Source organism: Planctobacterium marinum (assembly GCF_020687805.1).
GTDB classification, from domain to species: Bacteria; Pseudomonadota; Gammaproteobacteria; order Enterobacterales; family Alteromonadaceae; genus Planctobacterium; species Planctobacterium marinum.
The window spans coordinates 819,744-843,897 of record NZ_JAJEWQ010000002.1 but is presented as its reverse complement, the minus strand read 5'-3'; the positions used below and the strand labels follow the sequence as shown (position 1 = coordinate 843,897).

General features: G+C 43.9%; 22 protein-coding genes and 1 other RNA gene. 2 read left to right on the top strand and 21 right to left on the bottom strand.

Annotated elements, in window-relative coordinates:
* Positions 1-75: 75 nt before the first annotated feature.
* The 12 genes from LJ740_RS09120 to LJ740_RS09065 form a co-directional block, all read right to left on the bottom strand.
* Positions 76-612: an HvfA family oxazolone/thioamide-modified RiPP metallophore gene (locus LJ740_RS09120; RefSeq protein ID WP_229528754.1), complete on the bottom strand. Its 537-nt coding sequence runs from the start codon at positions 610-612 to the stop codon at positions 76-78.
* Between the two features lie 287 nt (positions 613-899).
* The gene (locus tag LJ740_RS09115) at positions 900-2,159 is read right to left on the bottom strand and encodes a tetratricopeptide repeat protein (protein WP_377307169.1); all 1,260 of its coding nucleotides are present in this window, start codon (positions 2,157-2,159) and stop codon (positions 900-902) included.
* 5 nt (positions 2,160-2,164) lie between these two features.
* Complete coding sequence (locus LJ740_RS09110) at positions 2,165-2,782, bottom strand: energy transducer TonB (protein ID WP_229528752.1); 618 nt, start codon at positions 2,780-2,782, stop codon at positions 2,165-2,167.
* 2 nt (positions 2,783-2,784) lie between these two features.
* The gene (locus tag LJ740_RS09105) at positions 2,785-3,186 is read right to left on the bottom strand and encodes an ExbD/TolR family protein (RefSeq protein ID WP_229528751.1); all 402 of its coding nucleotides are present in this window, start codon (positions 3,184-3,186) and stop codon (positions 2,785-2,787) included.
* A 12-nt stretch (positions 3,187-3,198) separates the two neighbouring features.
* Positions 3,199-3,723, bottom strand: coding sequence for a MotA/TolQ/ExbB proton channel family protein (locus LJ740_RS09100; RefSeq protein ID WP_229528750.1), 525 nt, complete (start codon positions 3,721-3,723; stop codon positions 3,199-3,201).
* A gap of 1 nt (position 3,724) precedes the next feature.
* Positions 3,725-5,074, bottom strand: coding sequence for a MotA/TolQ/ExbB proton channel family protein (locus tag LJ740_RS09095; protein WP_229528749.1), 1,350 nt, complete (start codon positions 5,072-5,074; stop codon positions 3,725-3,727).
* Between the two features lie 6 nt (positions 5,075-5,080).
* The gene (locus tag LJ740_RS09090; RefSeq protein ID WP_229528748.1) at positions 5,081-5,845 is read right to left on the bottom strand and encodes a DUF3450 domain-containing protein; all 765 of its coding nucleotides are present in this window, start codon (positions 5,843-5,845) and stop codon (positions 5,081-5,083) included.
* A 398-nt stretch (positions 5,846-6,243) separates the two neighbouring features.
* Positions 6,244-8,046, bottom strand: a complete 1,803-nt coding sequence (locus LJ740_RS09085; RefSeq protein ID WP_229528747.1) for a 2OG-Fe(II) oxygenase family protein — start codon at positions 8,044-8,046, stop codon at positions 6,244-6,246.
* A gap of 241 nt (positions 8,047-8,287) precedes the next feature.
* Entirely contained in the window at positions 8,288-10,798 is a 2,511-nt protein-coding gene (locus LJ740_RS09080) for a B12-binding domain-containing radical SAM protein (RefSeq protein WP_229528746.1), read from the bottom strand.
* 39 nt (positions 10,799-10,837) lie between these two features.
* Positions 10,838-11,746: a class I SAM-dependent methyltransferase gene (locus LJ740_RS09075; RefSeq protein ID WP_229528745.1), complete on the bottom strand. Its 909-nt coding sequence runs from the start codon at positions 11,744-11,746 to the stop codon at positions 10,838-10,840.
* Positions 11,747-11,912: 166 nt separating this feature from the next.
* Positions 11,913-14,534, bottom strand: a complete 2,622-nt coding sequence (locus LJ740_RS09070; RefSeq protein ID WP_229528744.1) for a TonB-dependent receptor — start codon at positions 14,532-14,534, stop codon at positions 11,913-11,915.
* Between the two features lie 232 nt (positions 14,535-14,766).
* A complete protein-coding gene (locus LJ740_RS09065) occupies positions 14,767-15,861 on the bottom strand; it encodes a tryptophan 2,3-dioxygenase family protein (RefSeq protein ID WP_229528743.1) in 1,095 nt (364 codons plus the stop codon).
* Between the two features lie 181 nt (positions 15,862-16,042).
* Here LJ740_RS09065 and LJ740_RS09060 point away from each other — a divergent pair, with 181 nt between their 5' ends.
* Positions 16,043-16,318: a late competence development ComFB family protein gene (locus LJ740_RS09060; RefSeq protein WP_229528742.1), complete on the top strand. Its 276-nt coding sequence runs from the start codon at positions 16,043-16,045 to the stop codon at positions 16,316-16,318.
* Between the two features lie 21 nt (positions 16,319-16,339).
* On the opposite strand, the gene ffs is transcribed toward LJ740_RS09060, so the two are convergent.
* Both ffs and LJ740_RS09050 read right to left on the bottom strand, forming a co-directional pair.
* Positions 16,340-16,436, bottom strand: an RNA gene (ffs, locus tag LJ740_RS09055) — signal recognition particle sRNA small type.
* A gap of 79 nt (positions 16,437-16,515) precedes the next feature.
* The gene (locus LJ740_RS09050) at positions 16,516-17,574 is read right to left on the bottom strand and encodes a Glu/Leu/Phe/Val family dehydrogenase (RefSeq protein WP_229528741.1); all 1,059 of its coding nucleotides are present in this window, start codon (positions 17,572-17,574) and stop codon (positions 16,516-16,518) included.
* 269 nt (positions 17,575-17,843) lie between these two features.
* Between LJ740_RS09050 and LJ740_RS09045 the strand changes: the two genes are divergently transcribed.
* Positions 17,844-18,311, top strand: a complete 468-nt coding sequence (locus LJ740_RS09045; RefSeq protein ID WP_229528740.1) for an Lrp/AsnC family transcriptional regulator — start codon at positions 17,844-17,846, stop codon at positions 18,309-18,311.
* An 11-nt stretch (positions 18,312-18,322) separates the two neighbouring features.
* Here the strand turns inward: LJ740_RS09045 and maiA are convergent, their stop codons facing one another.
* From maiA to pspA, 7 genes are all read right to left on the bottom strand, one after another.
* Complete coding sequence (gene maiA, locus LJ740_RS09040; protein ID WP_229528908.1) at positions 18,323-18,982, bottom strand: maleylacetoacetate isomerase; 660 nt, start codon at positions 18,980-18,982, stop codon at positions 18,323-18,325.
* 51 nt (positions 18,983-19,033) lie between these two features.
* Positions 19,034-20,566: a TyrR/PhhR family helix-turn-helix DNA-binding protein gene (locus tag LJ740_RS09035; protein WP_229528739.1), complete on the bottom strand. Its 1,533-nt coding sequence runs from the start codon at positions 20,564-20,566 to the stop codon at positions 19,034-19,036.
* A 150-nt stretch (positions 20,567-20,716) separates the two neighbouring features.
* Positions 20,717-21,871, bottom strand: a complete 1,155-nt coding sequence (locus tag LJ740_RS09030) for a PD-(D/E)XK nuclease family protein (protein ID WP_229528738.1) — start codon at positions 21,869-21,871, stop codon at positions 20,717-20,719.
* 177 nt (positions 21,872-22,048) lie between these two features.
* Positions 22,049-22,429 (bottom strand): hypothetical protein, encoded by a 381-nt coding sequence (locus LJ740_RS09025; RefSeq protein WP_229528737.1) that lies wholly within the window; start codon positions 22,427-22,429, stop codon positions 22,049-22,051.
* A gap of 174 nt (positions 22,430-22,603) precedes the next feature.
* Complete coding sequence (gene pspC / locus LJ740_RS09020) at positions 22,604-23,035, bottom strand: envelope stress response membrane protein PspC (RefSeq protein WP_229528736.1); 432 nt, start codon at positions 23,033-23,035, stop codon at positions 22,604-22,606.
* A gap of 2 nt (positions 23,036-23,037) precedes the next feature.
* Complete coding sequence (gene pspB, locus LJ740_RS09015) at positions 23,038-23,274, bottom strand: envelope stress response membrane protein PspB (protein WP_229528735.1); 237 nt, start codon at positions 23,272-23,274, stop codon at positions 23,038-23,040.
* 30 nt (positions 23,275-23,304) lie between these two features.
* On the bottom strand, positions 23,305-23,979 hold the full coding sequence (gene pspA / locus LJ740_RS09010; protein ID WP_229528734.1) for a phage shock protein PspA: 675 nt from the start codon (positions 23,977-23,979) through the stop codon (positions 23,305-23,307).
* Positions 23,980-24,154 lie beyond the last annotated feature (175 nt).

The following is a 24,154-nucleotide window of genomic DNA, read 5'->3' as shown; positions in this document are numbered from 1 at the left end:
GACAGCCCGCCCCTGGACGGAAGCCCGGATCAAAAAAGGCTGGTACCCCAGCCTTCTTAACTTGTCAGTGAGGGGTTAGGCCTGTCCACCGCATTTACCTTCACCACACTTACCTTCTTTGCCTTTTTTATCTTCTTTTTTGTCGCCGCCGCATTTGCCTTCGCCACACTTACCTTCTTTACCGGATTTGTCGCCACCGCACTTGCCTTCGCCGCACTTACCTTCTTTACCGGATTTGTCGCCGCCGCATTTGCCTTCGCCGCACTTACCTTCTTTTTCGGTTTTACCTTCTTTTCCAGACTTGTCGCCGCCACACTTGCCTTCGCCGCACTTACCTTCTTTTTCGGTTTTACCTTCTTTGCCAGACTTGTCGCCGCCACACTTGCCTTCGCCGCACTTAGCTTCTTTTTCCGACTTACCTTCTTTACCGGATTTGTCGCCACCGCACTTGCCTTCGCCGCACTTACCTTCCGCGGCACTTTGCATGTAACCAGAATCCAAAGTACTTATAGCGAAAGGACTGGCATTTGCCTGTACGCTAACGGATGCCAAAGAACCGATGACTACAGCACCTAAAGCTGTTGCAATACCTGACTTTTTAACTTGTTTCATAGTTGATTCCTTAAATCAATGTTGATAAGCACGACATCTTTAAATCGTTTCCATCAGTATAGACCTGGTTAGATAAAAAACGATTTCATTAATCGTTTTATTTGGGAGTTTTAACCTAAAAATCCAGAATTTGAGACGATTCGAACCAGGGGCTGTTAAACTTTGCGGTACAATTTTACAGCGAAGAGCAACAGCCCCTGATAGCTATCAATAATAATATATGTGCGGAAAAACACGCCTGCACTGAAAAGCAGACATAAAAAAAGCCCTTTCGGGCTTTTTCTAAATTAAATCGATATACCTCGATTTTTAGCTTTTTCTTTTATGTAAGGCTCCCAGGCTTTGGCATTTCGGGCAACAGAGCTATCTTTAGCTGCTTCCTTAACATGCACATAAGCTTGTTTGAACTTACCTTGATAGAAATATGCTTCCATTATTGCCATCTGAATTGAGCCGGTTTTATCACTGCCAGCGTCCAGCGCTTTTTGTAATGCAGTAATAGCTTCCGGATACTTTTCAGCTGACAACAGCAAAGTGCCTTGCTTGCGATAGTGTTCAGCATCGTTTCCGATAGCTGCAGCACGACCATAATAATCAGCAGCCTTCAGGTAATCCTTCGCGCGATGCCAGGCATTGGCAACACGAGATAATGTATCTTCGTCGGCTTTTAACAAACCGGACTTAAGATATTTTTCCTGAATTACAGCAGACTTATAGGGGACTTCTAATGTCCCGTAAAGCTGTGCTAACGCTCTGATCTCAGACGCTTTCTCGAGATAGCCACGAGTATAAGCTAACTCAAACGTCTGCATTGCCTTATTATAGTCTTCTACCAACATGTAGAAGAAACCTAACTGCGTCCACCATTGTTTGTTTTCGGGGAATAATTTAACTAAGATTTCCGCCACTTCAATGGTTTCTTTGTACATCTTGCGCTCATAGTAAGAGGTCAATTTCAGTACATAAGGGTTTTTGTTAGGTTTGTCGTACATTGCAATTGCTTTATTGGCAGGTGCAATCATCTCTGGCAGTTGTTTATTTTCGTAATGAGCCTGAGCCATACGGGTATAAACATCAGCATCTTCTTTACAGGTAAAGTCCATCCATTTGTTGTAGAACTCAATTGCCTGCTTGAAGTTGCGTTGCTGCATGTTCAAATCGCCGATCAAACGCAATGTTTGAGCATGTTCATTGTCATTCAGCTCTTGGTCTTTAACCGCTCTTAGCAAATAATCTAATGCATTTTGCCCCTGGCCTTCCTGTGAAGCGAGCAAGTTACCCAAAAACCGATCGACATACGCGCGGTCAAATGGGTCACTGGTTTCGATTTCTCTCAAAATCTCAATTGCTTCATCAATCAGGTCAGCAGAATAAGCTTCAAACGCGCCCTGCACCTTTTTACCGGTTCTTTGACCCGGTATGCTGGTTGGGCCACGCTTGTAATCTGGACACAAAATAGGTGGCGTTTGGGCCTGAGCAGTGCCTGTGGCCAATAACCCCACAGACAACACTGATGCACCTAAAAGCTTAGCGATTGATGATTTCACGTTAATCATTGATCACCCTCCAATTTGAAGTCCAATTGCACTTTCATGTTAAATTGCTTGACCGGTTTACCGTCAACAATTTTAGGCTTGTACTTCCACTTTCTCAACGCGCGTTTTGCTTCGCGATCAAATACACGCTTTGGTTCAGCTTCGATTACTTCAACATCTTCAACTCCACCGACTTCATTGATGGTAAACGACAGTCTTACCCATCCTTCTTTACCATCCCGGGCAGCCTGAATTGGGTATCTGGGTTCAATACGCACGATTGGTGTTGCTTCACCATCGCGCTGCATTGAGCCTGGACCACCGATATCAATGCTGGCACCACCTAAGTCCACACCCGGCATGTTAAATGACATACCATCAGTGTTTGCATCGGCAACCTCAGGTTCTGTAGGTTGCACCTTTGGCGGCTGTTGTGGTGGCGGCGGTGGCGGAGGCGGAACGCGTGTTCTGGTTTGAACAGATGCGTCCGGCTCGTTCATCACGATGTCGATAATTGGCGGTGGTGGCGATTCTTCTGGCGGACGTTGTGAGTTAGAAATTAACTCAGCCATTACGAAGAACAAGGCAAAAGTAATCGCAGCACCAACGATGATTGAAACGATAATTCTACCCATAATTAACCACCTATCGCCGCGACCGCTATGCGATTAACACCTGCGGCTTTTATCTGATCCATAACGTCGACCACTTTTCCGTGTTCAGCGTCTTCATCCGCCTGAACTATAACTACCTCTGAAGCCTGCTCAGCTAAAAGACGTTCAATATTGGCCCTTACCGTACCAGGGTCAATTTGTCTTTTATCTAACCACACATCACCATCAGCAGTTATGGCCACGAAAATGTTGGCACCTTTCTTCAATACCACAGTCTTGGCTGTAGGTTTGTTAACTTCGATGCCTGCTTCTTTGATAAACGATGTAGTAACAATGAAGAAGATAAGCATGATAAACACGATGTCCAGCATGGGCGTCATGTCGATCGCTGCGTCTTCTCCCTGTTCACGTTCTTTGCGAGCCATATAATTCTCTCTCTAGTGATGAGGCAAACTGTCAATCAACTTTTCTTTTGCGATTTTCACTTTGGTTTCGAGACGAGAACTGAAGAACAGTCCTGACAATGCTGCAACCATTCCTGCCATCGTAGGAATTGTCGCCATTGATATACCTGCGGCCATCAAACGAGGGTTACTTGTCCCTTGTGTAGCCATTGTCTCGAATACGGATATCATACCGGTTACCGTACCCAACAGTCCGATTAACGGACACATCGCAACTAGTGTTTTTATTAACAAGATGCGCTCATTTAACTTATCCGATGCTTCGGAAATCCAAGCGTCACGAATTCTATGCGCATACCAGGAAGTGGTGTCTTCACGAGAATCCCATTTAGCAACAATACCTTTGTGCATACCTGGAAAAACTGCGTTAAGAAACCAAAAGCGCTCAATCATAAAAATCCACATTAAGAAGAGCGCTCCTGCGACGACATACAATACGTCGCCGCCAGTAGCGATAAAATCCCTGACAGATTCCCATGTCTCTATCAGGAATAACATCTTACGCTTTCTCCCCTTCTGCACGTGAAGCTACGATACCAGCAGCTTGCTCGTCGAGAATGTGCAATATGCTCTTGCTCTTACCTGCAGTAATAGCGTGAAGCAGGATTAGAGGTAATGCCGCGATAATACCTTGAGCTGTTGTTACCAACGCCATAGAGATACTTCCCGCCATGATTCTTGGGTCACCTGTACCGAACAAAGTAATTTGCTGGAAGGTCGCGATCATACCGATAACGGTACCCAACAGACCCAATAACGGAGCGATTGCAGCCAAAATCTTAATAATGTTGATACCACTTTCAATCGAAGGCAGTTCTCTTAAAATAGCTTCATCAACTTTAAGCTCAAGCGTTTCAGTATCTGCACTCTTGTTCTCTTCATAAACTGTCAGAATGCGACCCAGAGGATTTTTAGTTGACGGCGTGTCAATGTTTTTCAATTGCTTTCTGATTGCGCCGCCCATCACTGTCAATGTTACCACTTTATACAGTGCGATTAGCGCACCGATAGCTAACATAACGGTAATGATATAACCTGGGATACCACCTGCGTGGTAACGGTCTTCAAGCGTAGCTGCCTGAGTCAACAGACTCAGAATAGAACCCTGAGACGGGTCAACAAAAAGAGGATTCAGTCCACTTGCTGTCGTGAAAGACTTAGCCGAAGAAACCATGTGACCATCTGGTTGTTTACCCAAAGGCTGTACTTGTTTAAGGTCATCTTTGTACAACAGGTAACCTTCGTCACCGATCAGGTTAAAGGTACCTATACGAGTCACTGTTTGTGTGGAAGAACCGCCGTCCAGACTTACAACGTCTGCCTGGAACTGTGTAATTTTACCTGATTCAGTCATTTCAGTTTGCAGAGCAAACCACATCTCTTCCAGCTCGTTAATATTAGGCAAGCCTTTAGATTCGTTGGACAATTTTTCCAACAATTCTGTACGGCCAGGATACTGAGCACTTACGATTGAAGTAGAAATACGTCCATAAGCCTCAGAAGCAGCAGAACGTACTACACCAAACATCTCGCCTAAGGTGCCCACTGCGTTATCCAGCTCAACTTCTTTGTTAGCCAGCGCAATTTCATTGTCTGCGAATTGCTTCTTCAGACGCTCACCGCGATCAGTTTCTGCTCTCAGATCTGCGCGAGCCTTGTTTAATAAGGCTTGCTTGTCCGCACGAGCTGATAAAAATTCAGCTTCGCGTTGCTGATTGATTTTTGCTTCAGAAACGCGGTTTTTCTTAACTTCGTCCAGAAGCTGGTCAAGTGAGCTTTGTGCCATCGCTGGCATCGAAAGTGCGGCTACAGAAGAAGCCACTAATAGTGCTTTAATAGTATTCTTCATTATTATTTACTCCGCCGCGACGATAGGTAGCTTCACCAGGTTCACTGGTTCTAACTTCTTAGCCATCTTGATAGCTTTGTTAACCGAGGACAGGTAACTGTCTTCCATTGCATTCCAGGCACGTGCATTGTTGTCCCAAACCCAACCATTTTTCTGGTCAAGTGACAGAGCAACTAAGGCGGTACGACCTAAATTGAAGAAGTCAGCAGAGATTGTCTGACCGTTGTAATCCAATTCACCCTGATAGGCGTTGATGGTGTTGCCGTAATCCAATTCGATTGAATAGGCGTCCAGAATCAGACGGAACTGCTCAGAAACAGTTACATTGGAGTTACCCATGACTTCTTTCAGGCGAGCGATGCGGTCTTTACGTTGTTGATAACGAATTGGAACGTCTAAATCGACAAATTTTTCCAATGAATCGATCATGTTATACATAAGAGGCACTACGCCCTTTTTAACACCATCGATACCGTCAATTTGACGTTGCAGATCGTCGATTGCTTCTTGTTGGTCTGCAACAAGACGAGCAATATGATCGTTGTATACTTTCAGATTTTCAGTTTCGTCAACCACCTGACGATATTCAATAAGCAAATCTTGAGTTTGCTCGTAAATGCTATTGATTCTTTCTTGGGCTTTCGCTGCAGCCGCGTGATTTTTACCAGCCTCATTTTGCAGATCTTTTAATGGATCTGCTGAGACCAAGGTACTGCCGCCAAGTGCTAAAACACCTACGACAGCTGAGGCAATTAAATTTCTCTTGCTCATCTTGGACATAGTTCCCAACCAATTAAACTTTAATCCTTGTTACATTTGGAATCGCATAACAAGGGACGATATTTGAAAAATTTTTTGTTATTGGAGTCAGTGCCTACTTATTTAATACGGCACTGGGACCCAATGATATTCACATGGATATACAGACTAAGTCAAGCAGCCAAAGGCTCACAGATCAACAATAGCTTAAAAAAAATATAACAAAAATATGAATTTCATCAGCCATTTGTTTAATTATTATGCGAATAAGCTGTAACAGATTGTAAATTTTTGAAACAAGGAATCAGGAGTGCTGCGACAAGGGCTTTGTATACATAAGCTTGCAAGAAATTTGCATAAAACGCTAAAAGATCCGAATAAAATTTTAGCAATCCGCAGCAAATTTTTTTTCAGGAAAATTTGGGTGAGTTAATTTCGAACGATACGGTGATTTGTTGACCAGCATCCCCCAATGGCGAAGTCGCGTGCCAAAAGTATGATGGGAATATATATAACCGCCCCACTTCGGCTTTTAGCAATTTCATTACCGATGATGATTCCGGATTTTGCAGCGGCGCTTCACCGATTTTTAGATATCCCCCCTCCTCAGTACCAGAAGATGGTGCTTTATAAGTGGTTAAATAAAACACCCCGGTAAGCTGACTTTCAGCATGTATTTTCGTAGTTTGATAGCCATTGCTATTGAGTTTTACAGAACAAGCCGAGGTTAGCTCAAAATGTGCCTTGTCTGGCCACTGTCGCAATTTTGCGGTTTCCGGCCTGCCTTCTAAATAACTTGCCACCCTGTCGAGCATCCGTTTTTCCAGCTCGTTCAGACAGGAAACTTGAGACTTCCGGAACAAATGGCCCCGCGTTTGAGTCCCATTGTGTAATGACTTGTCCCGGACAGGTTCATTGGCGCGGTGCTTTCGGCTTAGCTCGTCTACCAGATCCCGATAAAGGTTGCCGTCTGTGTTTTTGTCAAACAGCTGGTAACTGCCAATCAAATGCTCAAAATCATAGAGTTTATCAACTTGCTTATCCTTGCTTTGCCCCAGACAAACGGCCCACCATGCCAATGCCTCTGTGTGGTTTGGTGCCGTCTTTAAGATGTCGGTGCAAATAGTCATTGCCTCACTGAACCTTGCCTGGTCCAGGTATATCCGACACACCTCTAACTTATCAGATAAAGGGAGCTCTCGTCCCAGCAGCGACTTTTTAAAACAAGTATTAGCCTGACCTGTATCTCCGGTTGCCAACCAGCATTTAGCCAGCAAAAATTGGAATATCGGGTCAGTGCCAGAAGCACCCTCACGGCTTTGGAGCAGATTAAACGCCTGTTTGTATTGCCCGACACGCCACAGTCGTCGTATAAAACTGTAGAGTAACCTGGTTTTATCAGGGAATTTGAGTACTGCCTTTTCAAAGCTGCTTAAAAACAACTTGTCTTCCCCGGATTGCCACAAGGTTTCGCTCAATCCGATATGAGATTCCAGACTGGAAAAATTAAGCTTTAGTGCGTTGCGGTAATAAGTGGCAGCTTGTTCAAAGTGCCCCAGATCAAAATAGGTATCTCCTAAGTTGTGCATTAGCTGATAGCTGTGTTTACCACTATTGAGAACAATTTGATATTCTTTCAGGGCTTTTTCAGGTTCGCCATTTTGTCGATAGGCTAACCCCAGATTATGTCTGGCGACGTCGGAGTTTGGTCTTATCTTTAACGCTTTCTGGTAAGCTCTGATGGCTTTTTCAAAGTGCTCACATTCAGAAGCAACCGCACCCAATAAATTATACAGTTCATAATGGCCGGGAAATTTATGTATCTGTGCATTGAGCTCCTGATAGGCCCTTTCATAATCGCCCATCTCTACCAATACGAACATACGGCATTTGAACGCGCCAAAATTGGCGGAATCGCGACGCATTAATTGCTTTAACGTTGTTAAGGCGCCGCTGTAGTCTTGCAACTGTCTTTGGCAAGTTGCGACATTGAGCATGACCTGGGGCTGGTCAGGTTTTATATTCAGAGAGGCCTGCAGATACTTTAATGCCGTTGCGTTGTCACCCTGCGCATGAAAAACCCCTCCGAGAAGTTGTAAAGCGTTGTGCTCCCGCGGAACTCTTTGCAATACCTTCTGATAATATTCTGAGGCACTCCGAAGATCACCAGACTGATGAGCCTGTAACGCTTTTTTAAATAAATCTGCACTCATTCGCTAACTAATACCATTAAACAGTAAGTAACCGGGTTTAAATCCTTAATTCAGCAATCATTAATGGCGTACTGTGTACTATTTTTGAATGCGTCATAACAATATAGCAAGGCGACCAGCCATTTAACCAATACTTGTTGGGCAGTTCTGCGATAAAAGGCTGACGTTTACAGGCTTTTATATAGGGTAAAATTCACTATATTTCCAGGCTGCTTATAATCCCAGCAAGCCGCTGCTTTGATCATACCTTTACAACCGATTTAGGTCGTGATATTTCGGATTGCAGCTCCCAAAAATACTGATGTGAATCATATTGCGTGGCATTGAGATCGATATCCACCAGAGAATTGGGATCAGAAACTGAAAACTCACTCTTGCCGTAGGCGCTGAGCGGTTGGAACTGTTCTTTCGCTGCAACGAAGTAAGCGACAAAGTCATGCTCGGTCTCGACTACGTAGGGATATTGCAATCCATCATCTGGCATTGAGGCAGCACTGACGGCCAGCACCGTAGCTAATCGGCTATCATCGGCTATCTCATACCTGTTAATCAGGTAGCTGGCCAGTTCGCGATAAAAAGCGTGCCAGCCACCCGGAATGTTCTTTTCTACATTAAAATAATGAACTCCCCAGGTCAGCAGTGGGTAGGTATTCGGATTGGCATTGACGTCGATAAGTAATGTTTCCAAAAACTCAATTGCCTGAATCTCATACTCCCACTGTAAGTACCGAGTGAGGTATCTCAGTAAACCATAACCCTCTGCCATTTCATAAACCTGAAACAGCCCTTTCATGTGCACCAGCTCTTGCTGGGTAAAGCTGTAGGTGGAAAGAATAAAATTATTTTTATCCACTTTAATCTGGTACTTCTTAATGTACTCAGGGTCAGCCATGGGGCTGTTAGGCAGTAATTGAGTTGGATAGGCCTTAACCGAAATATCTTTATCTATATAGCGCTGCAAATCCAACTTAAACGAATCCACAGTTATACCAGGCAGGCCAATCATCAAATCGGTTGAAAGCGGCAACTTTTGTTCAGCAAAGATCTCAGACAATTCATCATAGCGTTCTGTGCGAATGTTTTTGCGGTTGATAACTTCCAGGGTTTTCTCATCTGTGGTTTGTATGGAAATAATCCCCTGACTAATTATCCCTCCCTCGCTGAAAACCTTGATAATATCTACGAGTTTTCGGGTTGAATTCTTTGTGTAATTAACGACAACTTCTTGTGGAAAGCCGTATTTCTTTTTCGTGGCAACAATGTGTTTGGAAATATCAATATCTCTTTCGTACAAACCATAGTTGGCATCGGCAATCCAAATAACCCGGATCTTGTTTCGACCTATCCAGGTAATTTCGTCATACACCCGCTCGAGGTCGAACTTGCGTATTTTCTGGTTAGTGGCTGACCCCCAATCACAAAATGTGCATCCGTAAGGGCAACCTCTGTTGGTCTCTATTATCGCTGCTTCCACCCTGCCCTGATAATTGTCAAAAACGCCAGAAAGATAAGGTGATGGCACGCTGTCCGGTTCTTTCATGCGTTCACGACTTCCGGTGCGAATAATATTGTTGGCAATGGGATCTTTAAAGGTAATGCCCGTCACTTTACTGAGTCTAAAACGATCTATATCGCCATCAGCAGTAAATGACTGCGCCAGGACTTCAAATATTTCAGTGATTGTCACTTCACCTTCACCATGAACGGCAATATCAACCGAAGGATTATCTTTCAGAAAAGTTTCACACGCTTCTGGATAATCGGGTGTACTGGGCCCGCCATGAATGGTGAAATTACCCGAATCATGTTGTTTAATCGCATTGCTGATTTGCATATTCAGGTCTATTGACCACATATAATTGGAAAACAACCATATCCCGGTACCGAATTTTCGATATGGACCATTGATCAAATCAGTCGGTTCCAGATAGGTTATGGGCAAAAACAGAAACTTATCTCGTAACACTCCCGAGTTATGTTCATTTAAGGCATTGAGTAATACCCCTAAAGCCAGCGGAAAATGATTTTCCATATGGGGTACAAAATAAACGGGAATTCGACCGTCCGAATCAACGGCTTTCCAATCCAATTCAATGGTAGGATTGTCAGTGGATTGCGTTGAGAATGAACTTAATTTTGCTTTCTGGGGTGTTTCAATAACAGATTTAGTCACCAGCACCCCGGCATTTAGCATACTTTGCAACCAACTAAAAAGCGCCTGTTGGTCTGCACCGGCAAAATTATTATGGGAAAACAAGGCATCTGGCTTGGTGCCGCCGGCAAATGACAACAGCAAAATTGTTTGTTCACCGGTCAGGCTGACATAGGTGCCCATAGCCGGGGCATAACACACAAACCCGGATTGCGCCAAATAGACACTGTGGTGCATGCTTAGGTAGAATTGTTCATCCATCGAAGTTAGTTTGCCACTATCGGTTACTGGCTGTTCAGATAATGGCACGACCTCAATATCACTGAATGCGTTACATTGATGTTTAACAACTTCTAATTCATTTATTCTGTTTAGTATTTGAGCATCACTGACGCTTTGTCTTAAGCGCTTCCCCATAGCAGTGGAGAAAAAACTTCCAATCACATCACGGTTTTGTTTGTGTCTCAACATTGCATCAATAAGCAGTACGTCCGCCAGCGACAGATTAATTGCGGGATGCACACCAGAAAGTGAAACCAGCATCAGCGTCGACTGACGATAAACAATGGCGGAAGCATGGCTTGGAAAGATGTTTGGCATAAGTGTATTAATTCTATTCAGTCTATAATTTTGTCTGCGCTAGTGCTGGATAACAAAGTGAATAAAACGCCCTATTTCACCATAACTATTAAACAATATCTCATCAGTTTTTATATGATGACCCGCATCTGCCAATGCACCGTTTAACAGTTCACTGTTTTTAGACGCTGCTAATTGCTGCTCCAAACGCAACTTATGCATACTTAATTGCTCAAAGTAATGCAACAACTGCTCTACGTGCTTTGACTTCTGGCTCAGATTTATGGAACTAAACAAGCGCTGTAATCGTTCCGCCACCGTGTGCAGGTCGTACATCAACTCAGAACGCTTAAGTCCAATTACCGCGTTAAGGTTATTGAGTACAGTTGTCTCGAACATTTTAATGTTAGTTGTCTTTTTGAGTTTTCTCAGGGCCTTATCAAGGTCTTTATTTAAAAACAAACGGTAAAAATCCAGAGTGTGCCTGGTTTTTTCAGTGATGATTGAGCCGGGTGTGTGCATCAGAAAAATGCAATCCAGTTGTCCACTATGTAATAACTGCAGTGCTTTCAGGATTCTGTTGAACTGACCATATTCCGCAGCAAACATTGCAAAGACAACGTCAAAGCACTGTTCTGACTGCAGTACATGACTCAGTGATTCAAAGTTATCTTTGACAATTTTGGTGTGGCTATCAATTTCCATGGTTGGAATTGCAGCATCAACTCCCACTATATGAAGGGGTTGATTTATCTGAACGGGTAACATCTCTCTTAACCATTGAAAGTGCTCACCTTTACCACATCCCAAATCCAATAAAGTCTGCACTTCACTGTTTGTCAGTGCAATCTCTTTTAATTTTACTGCTAACGCATCAGCAACCGGATTGCCATCAGAAAAGGATTTACCAAAAGTATCGAAGTTGCCGTCTTGCCAGTAGGACTGCCAGGGAATTGTTTGCTTATGCATGATAGAAAAGATACCGAGTCTCAATGGTCAATAGCATTGCTTACCATTGCGCCCTTTCGGGTATTGTATGGGTTAATCTTATTGTTATTTGTTTTCATTATATCGGCCCATAAATAAAAAGCCAGCTTGCGCTGGCTTTCTCATTTATGTTTCTCTCTAAGTCAAATTAGAAAGATTGTACGTATCTCGCGTAAACGATACGTCCGTAACCATCGTACAAGTCGAAGTTATAAGAACGGCTACCACCGCCCCCACGGAATGATTCAAGAGGTGGCTCTTTACCGCCAACGTTGTTCACACCAAGAGTAACTTTAGAGTTAAACGGCGTGTGGTAAGTTACGTTGATATCATGAGTAACCCAAGAACCAACGTGACCAATTTGCTCACCGTCAACTACGTTCTCAGCGTTGTCACCGATGTAGTTCAGGTTGTATGCAACGTTGAAGTCACCTACCGCTAATGTGTTTGACCAAACACCTCTGTCTTCTGGCTGACCGATATCACCGATCTCGTTTCTGCCACCGTCAGTTCTGTAATCGAATACATAAGAGTATTGCAGTGAAGAAGTCAGGTCACCAAAACCAAGGTCTTGAGAGTACTTAACGTTCAAGTCAACACCAGAAGTTTCAAGTGTACCATCGTTACCATAACCCTGAACGATACGAGTAATCGCACCAGTAGGTAATCTTTCAACACCTAAACCAGCTGGGATTGGGTCGCCTGCGGCTTCTCTGTTTACCAGCTCCTGAGCATCGAAGAAGTTAATACGTTCTTCAATCTCAATATCGAAGTAATCTAATGAGAAACTTAAGCTGTCAAGCGGTTGATAAGCGATACCCACAGACAACTGCTCAGATTGCTCTGAACTCAGGTTCGGGTTAGCAGTACGCAGACCGTTGATCTGTACAGAACAACCTACTGGCAAACTCAATGCCGCACAGTGAGTGTCATCAGACACAGAGTCAGCTGCGAAAGAATCTTTCTGAGTCAGGATGTCCAGTGTTGGTGCGCGGAAACCTTGTCCCCAACCACCACGAACAACTAAATCTTCCATTGGTTCCCAACGAACAGAGATCTGAGGAGAGAAGTCATCACCATAATCACTGTAGTCATCGTAACGACCCGCTAAGGTGACTTCCAGGTTGTCCATTACTGGCAACAAAGTCTCTACGAAAGCTGCACGTGCAGTACGACCACCACCTGCAGAGTTACCAGAAGAACCACCGATTGCACCAGCTTCAGACAGTGAATCGTATTGGTCGTTGTAATCTTCTTCCCGCCATTCAACACCGAAGATGATTGAAGACATGCCGCCGCCCATTTCGAACAGATCAGTTTGAGCAGAAGCGAAAACTTCGTCCTGGTCATAGATACTGATACGAGAAATGGTTGCTTTCATCGCGTTCAGAACTGAATCTGGGTTTGCGCTTGGGTTTTGCAGATCGTAAGTACCGTCGTTGATGTAAGCTTCTGCAGTGGTACGTACTAAGTAGTTACGACCGATATCGTAAGTTTTGTTTTTAGTACGACGTACACCGAAGTCTACGAAAAAGTCACCCACTTCACCTTCAACCATAACCATCAGGTTCTGCGTATCGTTTTCAACTTCGTTGTCACGATTACCTAATGCGTCAAAACGGTGCCACCAGAAAACTGGTACGTTTGGACCAAATGCTGGGTCATACATCGCACTTTCTGGGTTAGTTGGGTTGTTCGGGCTATCAACCGGGATTGGGTTGCCAGTACCACCAGCGAACGGTGAAGGTGAATCTGGAACTGGTGCATAACGACCGAATGAATCAGTTTTGTTCCAGTTCATTTTAGACAGTAGTTTCCAACCGTCAGCGATTTCATATTCGCTGTTCATGAACAAGCTGGTTACACCAGTAGATGCTTCGTCAGCAGATACTAATGCAAAGTTATAAGCACAACGCTGGCCAGTGATAGAGGCTGCATAGTCAACTTCGTAGAAACCTTCACCGTCGTTACAGCCGCCTGGGAAAGAAGTTACGTTGAAGTCATCAGTGTATGTGCCATCACCGTTGTCAGTCGCAGTAGAGAAGCTGTTACCGTACAAAGATGCACCTGGTGCATACCAAGGGAAGTCTCTCTGGAATACGATGTCACGATGGTTCCATGAAACACCACCTACGATGTTACCTTTGTCGCTTGAAGTACCGATAATGATCGAGCCTTCTTCACGGTCACCGCCTTCGTGCTCAATTTCATGCGCACCAAGTTTGATTTCAACGCCGTTGAATTCTTTTCTGGTGATGATGTTGATTACACCTGCTACTGCGTCAGAACCGTATACCGCTGATGCACCCTGAGTTAATACTTCGATTCGCTCAATGATAGCAGTTGGGATTGAGTTAAGGTCAGCAGAAGAACCTGTTGAAGGCGACTTAGGTAAACGACGACCATCGATAAGTACCAAAGTACGCTCTGAACCTAAACCTCTCAAATCAACAGTAGAAACACCCTGTGCTGAGCTACCTGATTGAGGTCTGAATGAACCAGCAGCGTTGAAGCTGGTGTTACGAAGAAGGTCAGATACAGAAACTTGACCGGAGAACTCTAACTGAGTTCTGTCAATCGTAGTAATTGGAACAGAACCTTCAAGGTCCGCTCTACGTAGACGAGAACCTGTTACTGCGATTTTTTCTACAGCTTCTTCTTGGGCTGCTTCTTCCTGGGCCATTGTTGAACCGCTGAATGCAGCAGTAGAAACGGCACCAAAAGCCATAGCTAGTCGAACTGACTTAGCCAGTTTGGATTTAATATACATGTGTTGTCTCCCTGGACCACTAATTTTTTAATTTATTTAGTGTTATTGCCGCTCGTGTCGCGGCGATTATTGTTAGGTAGTGAACCTAACGGGTAGTGAACCCGCAAACAATATACACAAAGGAAAAGAGCGGGGTCAAGCTGAAAACTTTTTAAAAATCAGTGAAAGTTCAAATTTACAATTCCCTAACATTTCAATTGACGTAATAAAAAGTTTACACTTTGTAACAAGGCTAAACCGAAAACAGTGAAAACCCAAGGTTTTTCTTTACGTTTACGGGAAGTGCAGGTAAGACCTCTTTCGGCAACAGGAAAGTCGCCATATTGAAAAAATCTTTAAAAATTCGGTTGGATTCAGTGGTTTTTTTCAAATACTCGTGCCCTGAGGATCCACCTGTGCCTATTTTCGTTCCCAGCATCCTTTGTACCATCATCGCATGCCGGTACCGCCACAAGGTTAGATTTTCATCAATCTCAGTTAAACACGTCAGAAACTGAAACGGCAGATTAAAGACAGGCTCTTCGCTGTATTGATGAATAAATAACGCTGACATCAGTGCATTTTGAGAAAGCCTGTAATGCCCTTCTTCCATCAGCTTTTGATAATATTGTTCATCAAAAATGGCGTTAAAGCTGGCTTCGGTTTTTTGCAATTCCAGCAGTTCTTTTTGCCTATCCTCTTCAGAAATCATATTGTTATTTTTTATGATTTCCCGATCACTCTTCAACATTTCCTTAGTGGCAGATTCATAGTGTTGCCAAAACTTAAAATTATCAAACTCCAACAAAGGTAGTCGCTCTAACCAGGCGTTCACCAGTTCGAACAAACTTTGTTTTTGTTCCAGGGCTTCAAGAAAATGCCGATCTTTTTCTTCCAGCCGTTGGTAAAAAGACTGCTTGTCAAAATCGATGCGATACTGCGACTTCAAACCCAGTCCAATTTCCAGCATTTTAAACTGAATGCTCTGAAATCCCGATGCGGGAACTAAATAATCTCTGAAAGACAAAAATTCCTGTGGGGTCATGGTTTCCATGATGCTGATTTGATCATTGAGTAATTTCTGGATTTTTATTACCCGGTTTAACCGGTGCACCACGGTGGACAATTGATGATCTTCCACGGCCTGTTGAGAAAACACGTCAATAACCGTACTCAACTCATGCAGAATTTGCTTGAACCAAAGCTCATACACCTGATGTACGATAATAAATAAGGTTTCATCGTGAGCGGCAGTTGCATACTTTTCACTTTGAAGTTCCTGAGCACTTAAAATGCGATCAAGATGTAGGTAATCGCCGTAATATACCGGGGTCGTGTTTTTTTTCATTTTGTTCTCCTGCACGACATTTGCACCACGCTCTGTAAAACGAGTATGTTGCTCTTTGAAGTAAGCTGGTCTATATAAAAGATTAGGTTAAAACTGTTTCAATTGAACAACCAACAGCGGTTATTTAAATTGATACAAGGTCAACGATTAATTACTGAGTTTAACATCACTGTGGCCGGTCATGAAACTTGATGATGATATTCACAACTATTACGAACACCTGGTTTTAGAGCGCATTGAAAAGCTCAACTTACCCAGGAAAAAGACGGCAGATTATATTGCCGATTTATGCTGTCTGGCATTGAATAAAGTGCCGCCGAGATACATCAGGTACGAAGTAGACATGGCTTTTTTTCTGCCGCAGTTAGAACGGATCCAAATGGAGCAGGAAGTCGAAGAAGCCATAGATTTGGGTATTAAGATTTTAGACGAAAGGGAAAGCAGAGGCGAAAAATAAAAGTAAATTTGAGGGTGGCAATCCCGCCAGCCACATCCCGGCACATGAGTCATCTGCTGCGGCTGCTCCCTTCCGGGCCTGACCGAGTTCACAAATTATCATTGCGGGAGGACCAACAGGACCGCCATTGAAATCGCGGCGCGCATTATGCCCAATTCAGCCTGGGACTGCAAATTTAATTCAGCCCCTGCGGGGTATTACCAGGATTTTCCGAATCGCTCTTCAGCGATCAAATTACTCACGCGATTAGTGGGCAACTGCTCCTGATCAGCACGGGTGTATATTTCGCGCAGGGTCAGGGCAATACCCTCAAGGTGAGTTTTCAGCGCCTGTGCGCTGCTGTCTTCCTGGTTCTGATGGCAAATATCAATGATGCCACCGGCATTCAACACATAATCTGGAGCGTAAAGAATGCCCGCCTCCACCAACAGTTTTCCATGCTCTTCTTTAGCCAACTGATTGTTAGCAGCACCGGCAATTACCTTGCATTTTAACTGCGGGATGGTGCGTTCATTCAACACCGCACCCAGTGCACAGGGAGCAAACACGTCGACATCTTGCTGCACAATTTCTTCCGGACTTACAACAATAGCGCCAAGCTCTGCTTCCGCGCGCTTTAGTTGCTGCTCGTAGATGTCGGTAACAATCAGCTCTGCGCCTTCATCTTTTAATTGTTGTGCCAGACGGTAGCCTACGTGGCCCAATCCCTGAATTGCCACTTTGAGGCCTTTTAAGTCTGTACCTAACTTGTATCTGACGGATTCTTTCAATCCAACAAAGACACCGTAGGCGGTCGCCGGCGCCGGGTTGCCATCGGCATGGCCGCCATGAAAACTATAACGAGAATGAATCCCTGCGACATACTGACTTTGCTCAGACATCAGATTTAAATCATCAATACTGATACCTGAGTCTTCAGCGGTAATATAGTCGCCCTGAGCAGCGTTCACAAAACGCCCCATCGCGGTCATCATTGCTGGCGTTTTATCTGTATGAGGATTACCAATAATAACAGCTTTACCACCGCCTAATTTCAGATTGGCCATGGCTGCTTTGTAAGTCATGCCTTTTGACAGGCGCAATACGTCAGTTAATGCTTCACTACTATCGGCGTAGTGCCACATTCTGCATCCGCCCAAAGCCGGGCCAAGATTGGTGTTATGTACTGCAATAATCGCCTGCAAGCCCGACGACTTATCTTTGCAAAATAACACTTTTTCGTGTTGATCAAATTCATGATGTTCAAATACAGACATAGGACTCTTTCTTTTCAATTATTATTGCGTTGTTCGGATTGTACTTATTTTGACACAGTCGTAACCTGGGATCTCAAAGAAAATCCGGGGTAAGACCAGAATAGCTGTAAGGAAAATATTCCATGTGGATTTCGCGATTTTCAGGAATTAATATCTTTCACCCAATTTTGCCATCAGATACACGATAAACGAGTTTTTTGTACTAAAATTCTTTCTGAAATAGAAAAATCCTGTTACCTTTCACAAAAAATAAAAACCCTATCTCCTAAATGAAATTAGATAAGTTTGATCGTGAAATCTTACGCGTTCTGCAAAGAGACGCCACCGTATCCATGGCTGACCTCAGTCAATTGGTTGGTCTGTCGCATACCCCCTGTTGGCGACGCGTTAAAAAGCTGGAAAGTGCCGGCATTATAAAAAGCAAAGTAACACTGCTAAACAATAAGTTGCTCAACTTAGGTGTCAGTGTTTTCATTTATGTGACACTAAAAAATCACGATACTGAATCGCTGAATGCCTTTGAAGAGGCTGTACAAGACATTTCAGAAATCATCGAGTGCCACACCACCAGTGGTGAAAAAGATTATTTATTGAAAGTGATTGTTGAGAGTATTGAAGAATACGAGCATTTATTAAAATCTAAACTGACTCACCTGCCCTGTGTTGATCACCTGAGTTCAACGTTTGCATTGAAACAGGTGAAAAACACCACAGAACTGCCGATTAAATCTCAGTAGCGTCTCGACCGCTACTGAGCATCAGGTTGTGCTTCCGGTGCAGCCTGAACAAAAGCCTCCAGCTTATTACAATTATCTACAACTCTTTTTATCAATGGATAGTGGCTCATATCAACACCAAACCTCTGTGCGTTGTAATATTGGGGCACCAGCACCACATCAGCCATTGACACATTAAATCCGAAACAAAAATCCGCTGCCGAGTTTTGAATTCGACGCTCAACAGAGGCAAACGCCTGTTCTATCCAATGCTTTGCCCAGGCTGTCTTGGCATTTTGATCAGCATTAAAGTGCTGCTCAAGGTACTGCAACACCCTCAGGTTTTGAATAGGTTGCGCATCGCAGGCTAAATCATAGGCCACGGCACGAACCCGGGCCCGATCCAGTTTGTGATCCGGTATCAACTTATTCGTTTCGGGAAATCGTTCATCCAGATATTCGATGATTGCCAGAGACTGATTAAGGATAATGTCTGATTCATTATCGCTGTCCACCAGTGTTGGCACTAATTCGGCAGGGTTTAGCAATTTGTATTCATTACTATGCTGTTCTCCTCCGTCTTTGACGAGGTGAACGGGGATATACTCATAATCAATCTCTTTCAGATTGAGCGCGATTCTAACCCTGTAACTGGCCGATGAACGCCAATAGCCATACAGTTTCATTTCTATCTCCTGTCGTTAAATACTCAACAACTTCTTCGGTCACTTTTCAGAATTTAATTATATTTTAATTGTTTTGCGACTAATGCCATATTCACGCAACTTATTCGCAATTGCGGTATGGCTCAAACCTAATTTACGCGCCAACTGTCGGGTACTGGGATAACTAGGATAGAGTTGTCTTAGCAATGACTTTTCGAATTTTTTAACGGCTTCATCTAACGTCCCTTCAAAGTCACTGGAGGAAAAGTTAAAGCTGGAAGCTGCGCCAGGTAGCTGAATATGCTCCTTGTGAATTTCCCGGCCAGACACCGTCAAAAGTGCCCGGCACACCGTGTTTTCCAGTTGTCTGACATTGCCAGGCCAGGCATGAGATTGCAATAACTCAACACAAGATTTGGATAGCTTGGGGACTCGCTTGCCCATTTTCATGGCTTGTTGTTTCAGGAAATATTCAGCTAAACCAATAATATCGCCTTTTCTTTCTCTCAACGAGGGTACAACAATGATCAACGAGGTAAGTCGGAAATACAGATCTTCTCTGAAACGATTTTCAGCAACCTTTAAACTTAAATCTTGTTGTGTTGTGGTCATCAACCGCGGTAGCTCTTCATCCTTATTCGGCGCCTTGCTGCGCAGTTGTTCAGCATGCTCCAGCCAGGCGCACAATTTTGCCTGGGTAGATTCCGCTAACTCGCACACTTCTTTGAGTAAAACAGTGCCAATACTGACGTTATTGAGCACACCACCAGACGCAGAATCACCAAACAACATCTCTTCCAACTCTTGTGGTGAATGGCCCGAAACCACAATCTGTTCGAACGGTTTATCACGTCCCGCTCCGACAGAGTGGCTGGCTCTTGCCAACGTTTCTTTTCCGCTGCCTGTTTCACCGGCAAACAACAGCGGCAGGGCAGACTCAGCAAACTTTTTGGCCTCCCTAATCGCTCTTTTCATTACCGGGCTTTGCGCCAAAATATGATTAAAGCTCTCTTCGTTGGGTTGATGAAAGGCACTGAATTGCTGGCCTAACCTGAATTCTGATTTAAGCAGAATTACCGCACCAGCCAAAATGGATACCTGATTAGAATCAGGAACATATACCGGAAAAAAGTCAGCAAGGAAGTCCTGCTCAACGAACTTTACTTTGTGGGTCTGAACGCCAATATCACGCCCCTCCAGCCACTTTACAACATTAAACCCTTTAACTAATTCCGCGACATGAGTACCCAGCAAGCTCTTTCTGTCGACATCCAGGCTGGAAGCGGCGGCATCATTTGTCAGCATGACTTTACCTTTGGCGTCCACAGAGAACACGGGATCAGGCAGAGTTTCCAGAATCGCGGTTAATTCATTGCGTTCACGCTCAATGGGCATAAAAGGTGTTGTTTTTACGTCGGTGACACCACTGAGTTTACGAATTTCTGGCATCAGGTGTTGAAACTCATTGAACTCAATGGTGGGAAAACTCAGAAATATTTTTCCGTTAGGATCGATTTCGATCCCCCTGAGATCAATATTATATTTAACCAGAATGTCTAAAACATCCTGCGTGATCCCGAGTCTGTCATGACAGGTAATCTCCAGACGCACTTCGTACCCCAAAATCTATTGTAAAGATAATGTTACGAATTTATCTCATTACCCTGCAAAAAGGAAGCATCAGTCAGTAACAAAAACCTCATAACATAGAAATAATTTCAGCAAAAAGCGCTTATCGCTATCCTCACAGGTTGTCCGACACTAAGTTAACAAACGCTCATCACACATTTCAGCCACTAATGATGCGAAATCTGTACTTTCGACAATAACCTGCTGCACCCTGCTCATCTGCTGCACAAAATGGGCAAGTTGATCTTCTGCGTTGTGTAGCCCTGCAAAAAACTGCTCCATGGGTTGTATCAGAGCCAACGGGTGATACCAGTTAATGTTCTGTATACCTGACTGCTGTGGCTTGTTTATCACTTTCCAGTCAGCATTCAGTGCAGCAATCCGCTGGCAAAAATCCAAACTAAAACGTCTGAAAGTATCGCTTTTACGTAACAACTGATGTGTTCTTCGGTCAAAATCAAACACCACTGCGACATGCAAACGATTGCCCATGTCCTCATTAAAATGGTGGTCACTTCCATCAAAAATCACACCGTGAAAAATCCCGGGAAACCAGCCTCTTGCTGAGCCATTTTCTATGGGGCGAAACTCAATACCAAAGCGTTGCTCCACTTTTTTACTGAGGTCGTTAATCACAGTGCCAAAACCGCTGCCTAGTGGCCAGTTATTCTGAGGCAATGTCGCCATGCAAAACAAAGACGCTAACTGATCATCCAGGGCTTTAGCTTCCAGATAATGTTGAATTGCGATTGGATTGATTGGCGCAACGGGTCCGAGACTTTCAGACTTTAGTAACGCCATGAACTCCTTGGCATACCAGATAACATCAGGTTCAATATGCGCTAACTGCTTTTTGATTAAGCTGTAAACGTTATTCCAGCAAAAGGCACAGTCAGGAGATTGTTGATGCTGATACTCACGTTCGGTGATCAGCACCAGACGATAGTCGCTGAAATTCTCAGCGGCGTAATTCCGGTAATGTTCGAGTTGTTGAAAATGCAAATCAGCCCGGACCTTGTGCTCGAAGACCAAAACCCCCGACTCCCACTTAAGCACCATATCAGGGTATTTGTTGGCGAAATTCTCCTGCGTGGAAACCTGATAATCCAGCCCGTGCCAGGTAATTTCGTCCTCCAGTAACCCATTGATGTAAGTCACCAGTGCGCCGGTGATAACTTCACTACTGCGTAACAAGTGTGCGAACGCTTCAGTAATAAAGTTCTCAAGGGGATTAGTATTTTCCCTGGGGCGGTACTTCCTCAAATTGACCAGCAGGTTATTTTCCATCTTCCTTTTCCTCTTTTAAACTGCAGGAACATTTAACGTGGCGAAGATTGCCGAAGTGGCATTGTGCACTGCCCTTTGTTTAATAATCAAGGCTGCTCCGGTACTGCCACATTTATACTGCGGGCGATACATTCTCCACACAAGACTTGCCTGACCGCAAGCTGGCGTAAGTATCTATCAATCATCAGATACCCTGTGAAAATGCCGATAGTGCGGATCCGTTTGCCAGAGACAGGCTGCAACCGGAAACGAGAACCGCGCGGCAATACGCTTCTTTATTGTCGATACCATAACACTGCGATCCGCGTATACAATAAAATGCTGTCGCCGGGCATTGTACAGCACTCGCCCTCTGGGTAGCTCCTGATATTCCGATCCGTAAAGTTCCGGAAAATCAGGTAAATACAAGTGCTTGTGTTCCCAACTATCGATATGTTGAAAGTAACTATCCACTATTCCCAGAGAGTCTGTGGCAACGGCTAGTCGTGGCGTTGTTTCTGCAATGATGTGCTGTCTGTAACACCAAAATATGCCAACGCAGGGTTCCGGTTTGTTCAACCTGTTCTCCAAATCTTAAAATTGCCTGCTGAGCACTTATTTTTGAGATGTTTACACCCCTTACAGGATGCAACAGGCTAAGAAATGGCGTTAGAAGTATTAGACAAAAAAGTGAGACTGTAAAAAACAAAAAACCTCTGTGCTATTCAGAGGTTTTTGCCGGAAGAGGCATTGTTAAAGCTTGTTGATTTCCCGGTTTAACTGGTACTCAGAAGATGTAACGTAACATTCCAGTTTACGTAATCTGAGTTCCAGTTTGCCAAATTGATTGTGAATATCTTTAAAAGCCTGTTTAGGGGGTTCACCGGCTTGCCAGACTTTAGATTTGACCTCGACCTTTGCATCCTCACCCAGGTTAGATACCCAACCTTTGGATTTATCAGCCGCAACCGCGAAAGCGCTCTTTTTTATTTCTTTGTCGGACTTTTTATCCAGTATGAACCAACCAATAACATAAGCCATGAAGAAAAAGGAGCCGGTTAATAAAAACCCAGAGATGAAAATGATTCGAACTAACCATAACTCCCATCCAAAGTAGTCAGCCAGCCCGGCGCAAACGCCGGCTACTTTTCCTTTTTCAGTGTCTCTGTAAAGTTCTTTTTTCATAACTACACCTTACTGCGCCATTCTGGAGACTCTTCGTCCAATATCGCTTCCAGGGTTTTGATGCGATCGGCCATTCCTTCGGCCTGACGCGCCAGTTCATTGAGCGTTTTGATTTCAGCTTCTGACAGTCCCTGGCTCAACTGCTTTTTGCTGCGGTAATGTAAAATTAACCATATAGGCGCTACTATGACTAAAAATACCACTATGGGTGCGACAATAATTCCAATGACATCTTCCACGGTCAGTTACCTCTGCGTCTTATTATTTAATTACTTACTGGCTTTCTTTTGATTTTTTAGCTTGGCTTTCATAGCCGCCAGTTCGTCATCAACTTTGTTTTCGGACTCCAGCTCCGCAAACTCGTCAGAGAGGGTTTTCTTACCCAGATCATAGGCATCCACCTGTGACTCAAGACTGTCAATCTTCTGCTCGTAACGCTCGAATCTGTCCATCGCATCATCGACTTTACTGCTGTCCAGACGCTTCTTAACTTCAAGTCGAGAACTCACCGTTTTTTGGCGCATAATAATGGCTTTCTGACGAGACTTGGCATCCGCTAATTTTTCCTGCAGTTGCTCAACTTCAGCCTGAAGTTTACTCAATTGCTCGTCGAGTAGCCCCAATTCATGTTTCAGGCTCTCAGCATGTTCCTGACATTTTTTCTTTTCTAGTAAAGCGGCGCGTGCCAGATCTTCGCGGTCCTTACTTAGCGCTAATTCAGCTTTTGCTGCCCAATCTTGAGATTCCTGCTCCATTTTGTCGATCTGACGGGTAATATCCTTTTTGTTTGCCAGGGTTTTAGCAGAGGCTGAACGCACTTCTACCAGGGTGTCTTCCATTTCCTGGATGATGAGACGCACCATTTTTTCCGGATCTTCGGCTTTGTCCAGTAATGCGTTGATATTTGAATTTACAATATCGGAAAAACGAGAAAAAATACCCATAATCATTTACCTCTTAGTTTTTATCTCATTCTGATTGCGAAAATGTTGGAGTTTGTTATTCAAATAACAGGCCAATCTAATATTTTGTTTAAACCACTGAATTACATAGTATTATTTGGCTTAGCAATTTAAAGGGAATTGACCTATCATTGTCTTCTAACCACAAATTGGTTAA

Excerpts from the sequence above, each read along its gene's own strand:
- LJ740_RS09120 (WP_229528754.1), bottom strand. The coding sequence starts at position 612 with ATGAAACAAGTTAAAAAGTCAGGTATTGCAACAGCTTTAGGTGCTGTA.
- LJ740_RS09110 (WP_229528752.1), bottom strand. The coding sequence starts at position 2,782 with ATGGGTAGAATTATCGTTTCAATCATCGTTGGTGCTGCGATTACTTTT.
- LJ740_RS09105 (WP_229528751.1), bottom strand. The coding sequence starts at position 3,186 with ATGGCTCGCAAAGAACGTGAACAGGGAGAAGACGCAGCGATCGACATG.
- LJ740_RS09100 (WP_229528750.1), bottom strand. The coding sequence starts at position 3,723 with ATGTTATTCCTGATAGAGACATGGGAATCTGTCAGGGATTTTATCGCT.
- LJ740_RS09095 (WP_229528749.1), bottom strand. The coding sequence starts at position 5,074 with ATGAAGAATACTATTAAAGCACTATTAGTGGCTTCTTCTGTAGCCGCA.
- LJ740_RS09090 (WP_229528748.1), bottom strand. The coding sequence starts at position 5,845 with ATGAGCAAGAGAAATTTAATTGCCTCAGCTGTCGTAGGTGTTTTAGCA.
- LJ740_RS09085 (WP_229528747.1), bottom strand. The coding sequence starts at position 8,046 with ATGAGTGCAGATTTATTTAAAAAAGCGTTACAGGCTCATCAGTCTGGT.
- LJ740_RS09080 (WP_229528746.1), bottom strand. The coding sequence starts at position 10,798 with ATGCCAAACATCTTTCCAAGCCATGCTTCCGCCATTGTTTATCGTCAG.
- LJ740_RS09075 (WP_229528745.1), bottom strand. The coding sequence starts at position 11,746 with ATGCATAAGCAAACAATTCCCTGGCAGTCCTACTGGCAAGACGGCAAC.
- LJ740_RS09070 (WP_229528744.1), bottom strand. The coding sequence starts at position 14,534 with ATGTATATTAAATCCAAACTGGCTAAGTCAGTTCGACTAGCTATGGCT.
- LJ740_RS09065 (WP_229528743.1), bottom strand. The coding sequence starts at position 15,861 with ATGAAAAAAAACACGACCCCGGTATATTACGGCGATTACCTACATCTT.
- LJ740_RS09060 (WP_229528742.1), top strand. The coding sequence starts at position 16,043 with ATGAAACTTGATGATGATATTCACAACTATTACGAACACCTGGTTTTA.
- LJ740_RS09050 (WP_229528741.1), bottom strand. The coding sequence starts at position 17,574 with ATGTCTGTATTTGAACATCATGAATTTGATCAACACGAAAAAGTGTTA.
- LJ740_RS09045 (WP_229528740.1), top strand. The coding sequence starts at position 17,844 with ATGAAATTAGATAAGTTTGATCGTGAAATCTTACGCGTTCTGCAAAGA.
- LJ740_RS09030 (WP_229528738.1), bottom strand. The coding sequence starts at position 21,871 with ATGGAAAATAACCTGCTGGTCAATTTGAGGAAGTACCGCCCCAGGGAA.
- pspC (WP_229528736.1), bottom strand. The coding sequence starts at position 23,035 with ATGAAAAAAGAACTTTACAGAGACACTGAAAAAGGAAAAGTAGCCGGC.
- pspA (WP_229528734.1), bottom strand. The coding sequence starts at position 23,979 with ATGGGTATTTTTTCTCGTTTTTCCGATATTGTAAATTCAAATATCAAC.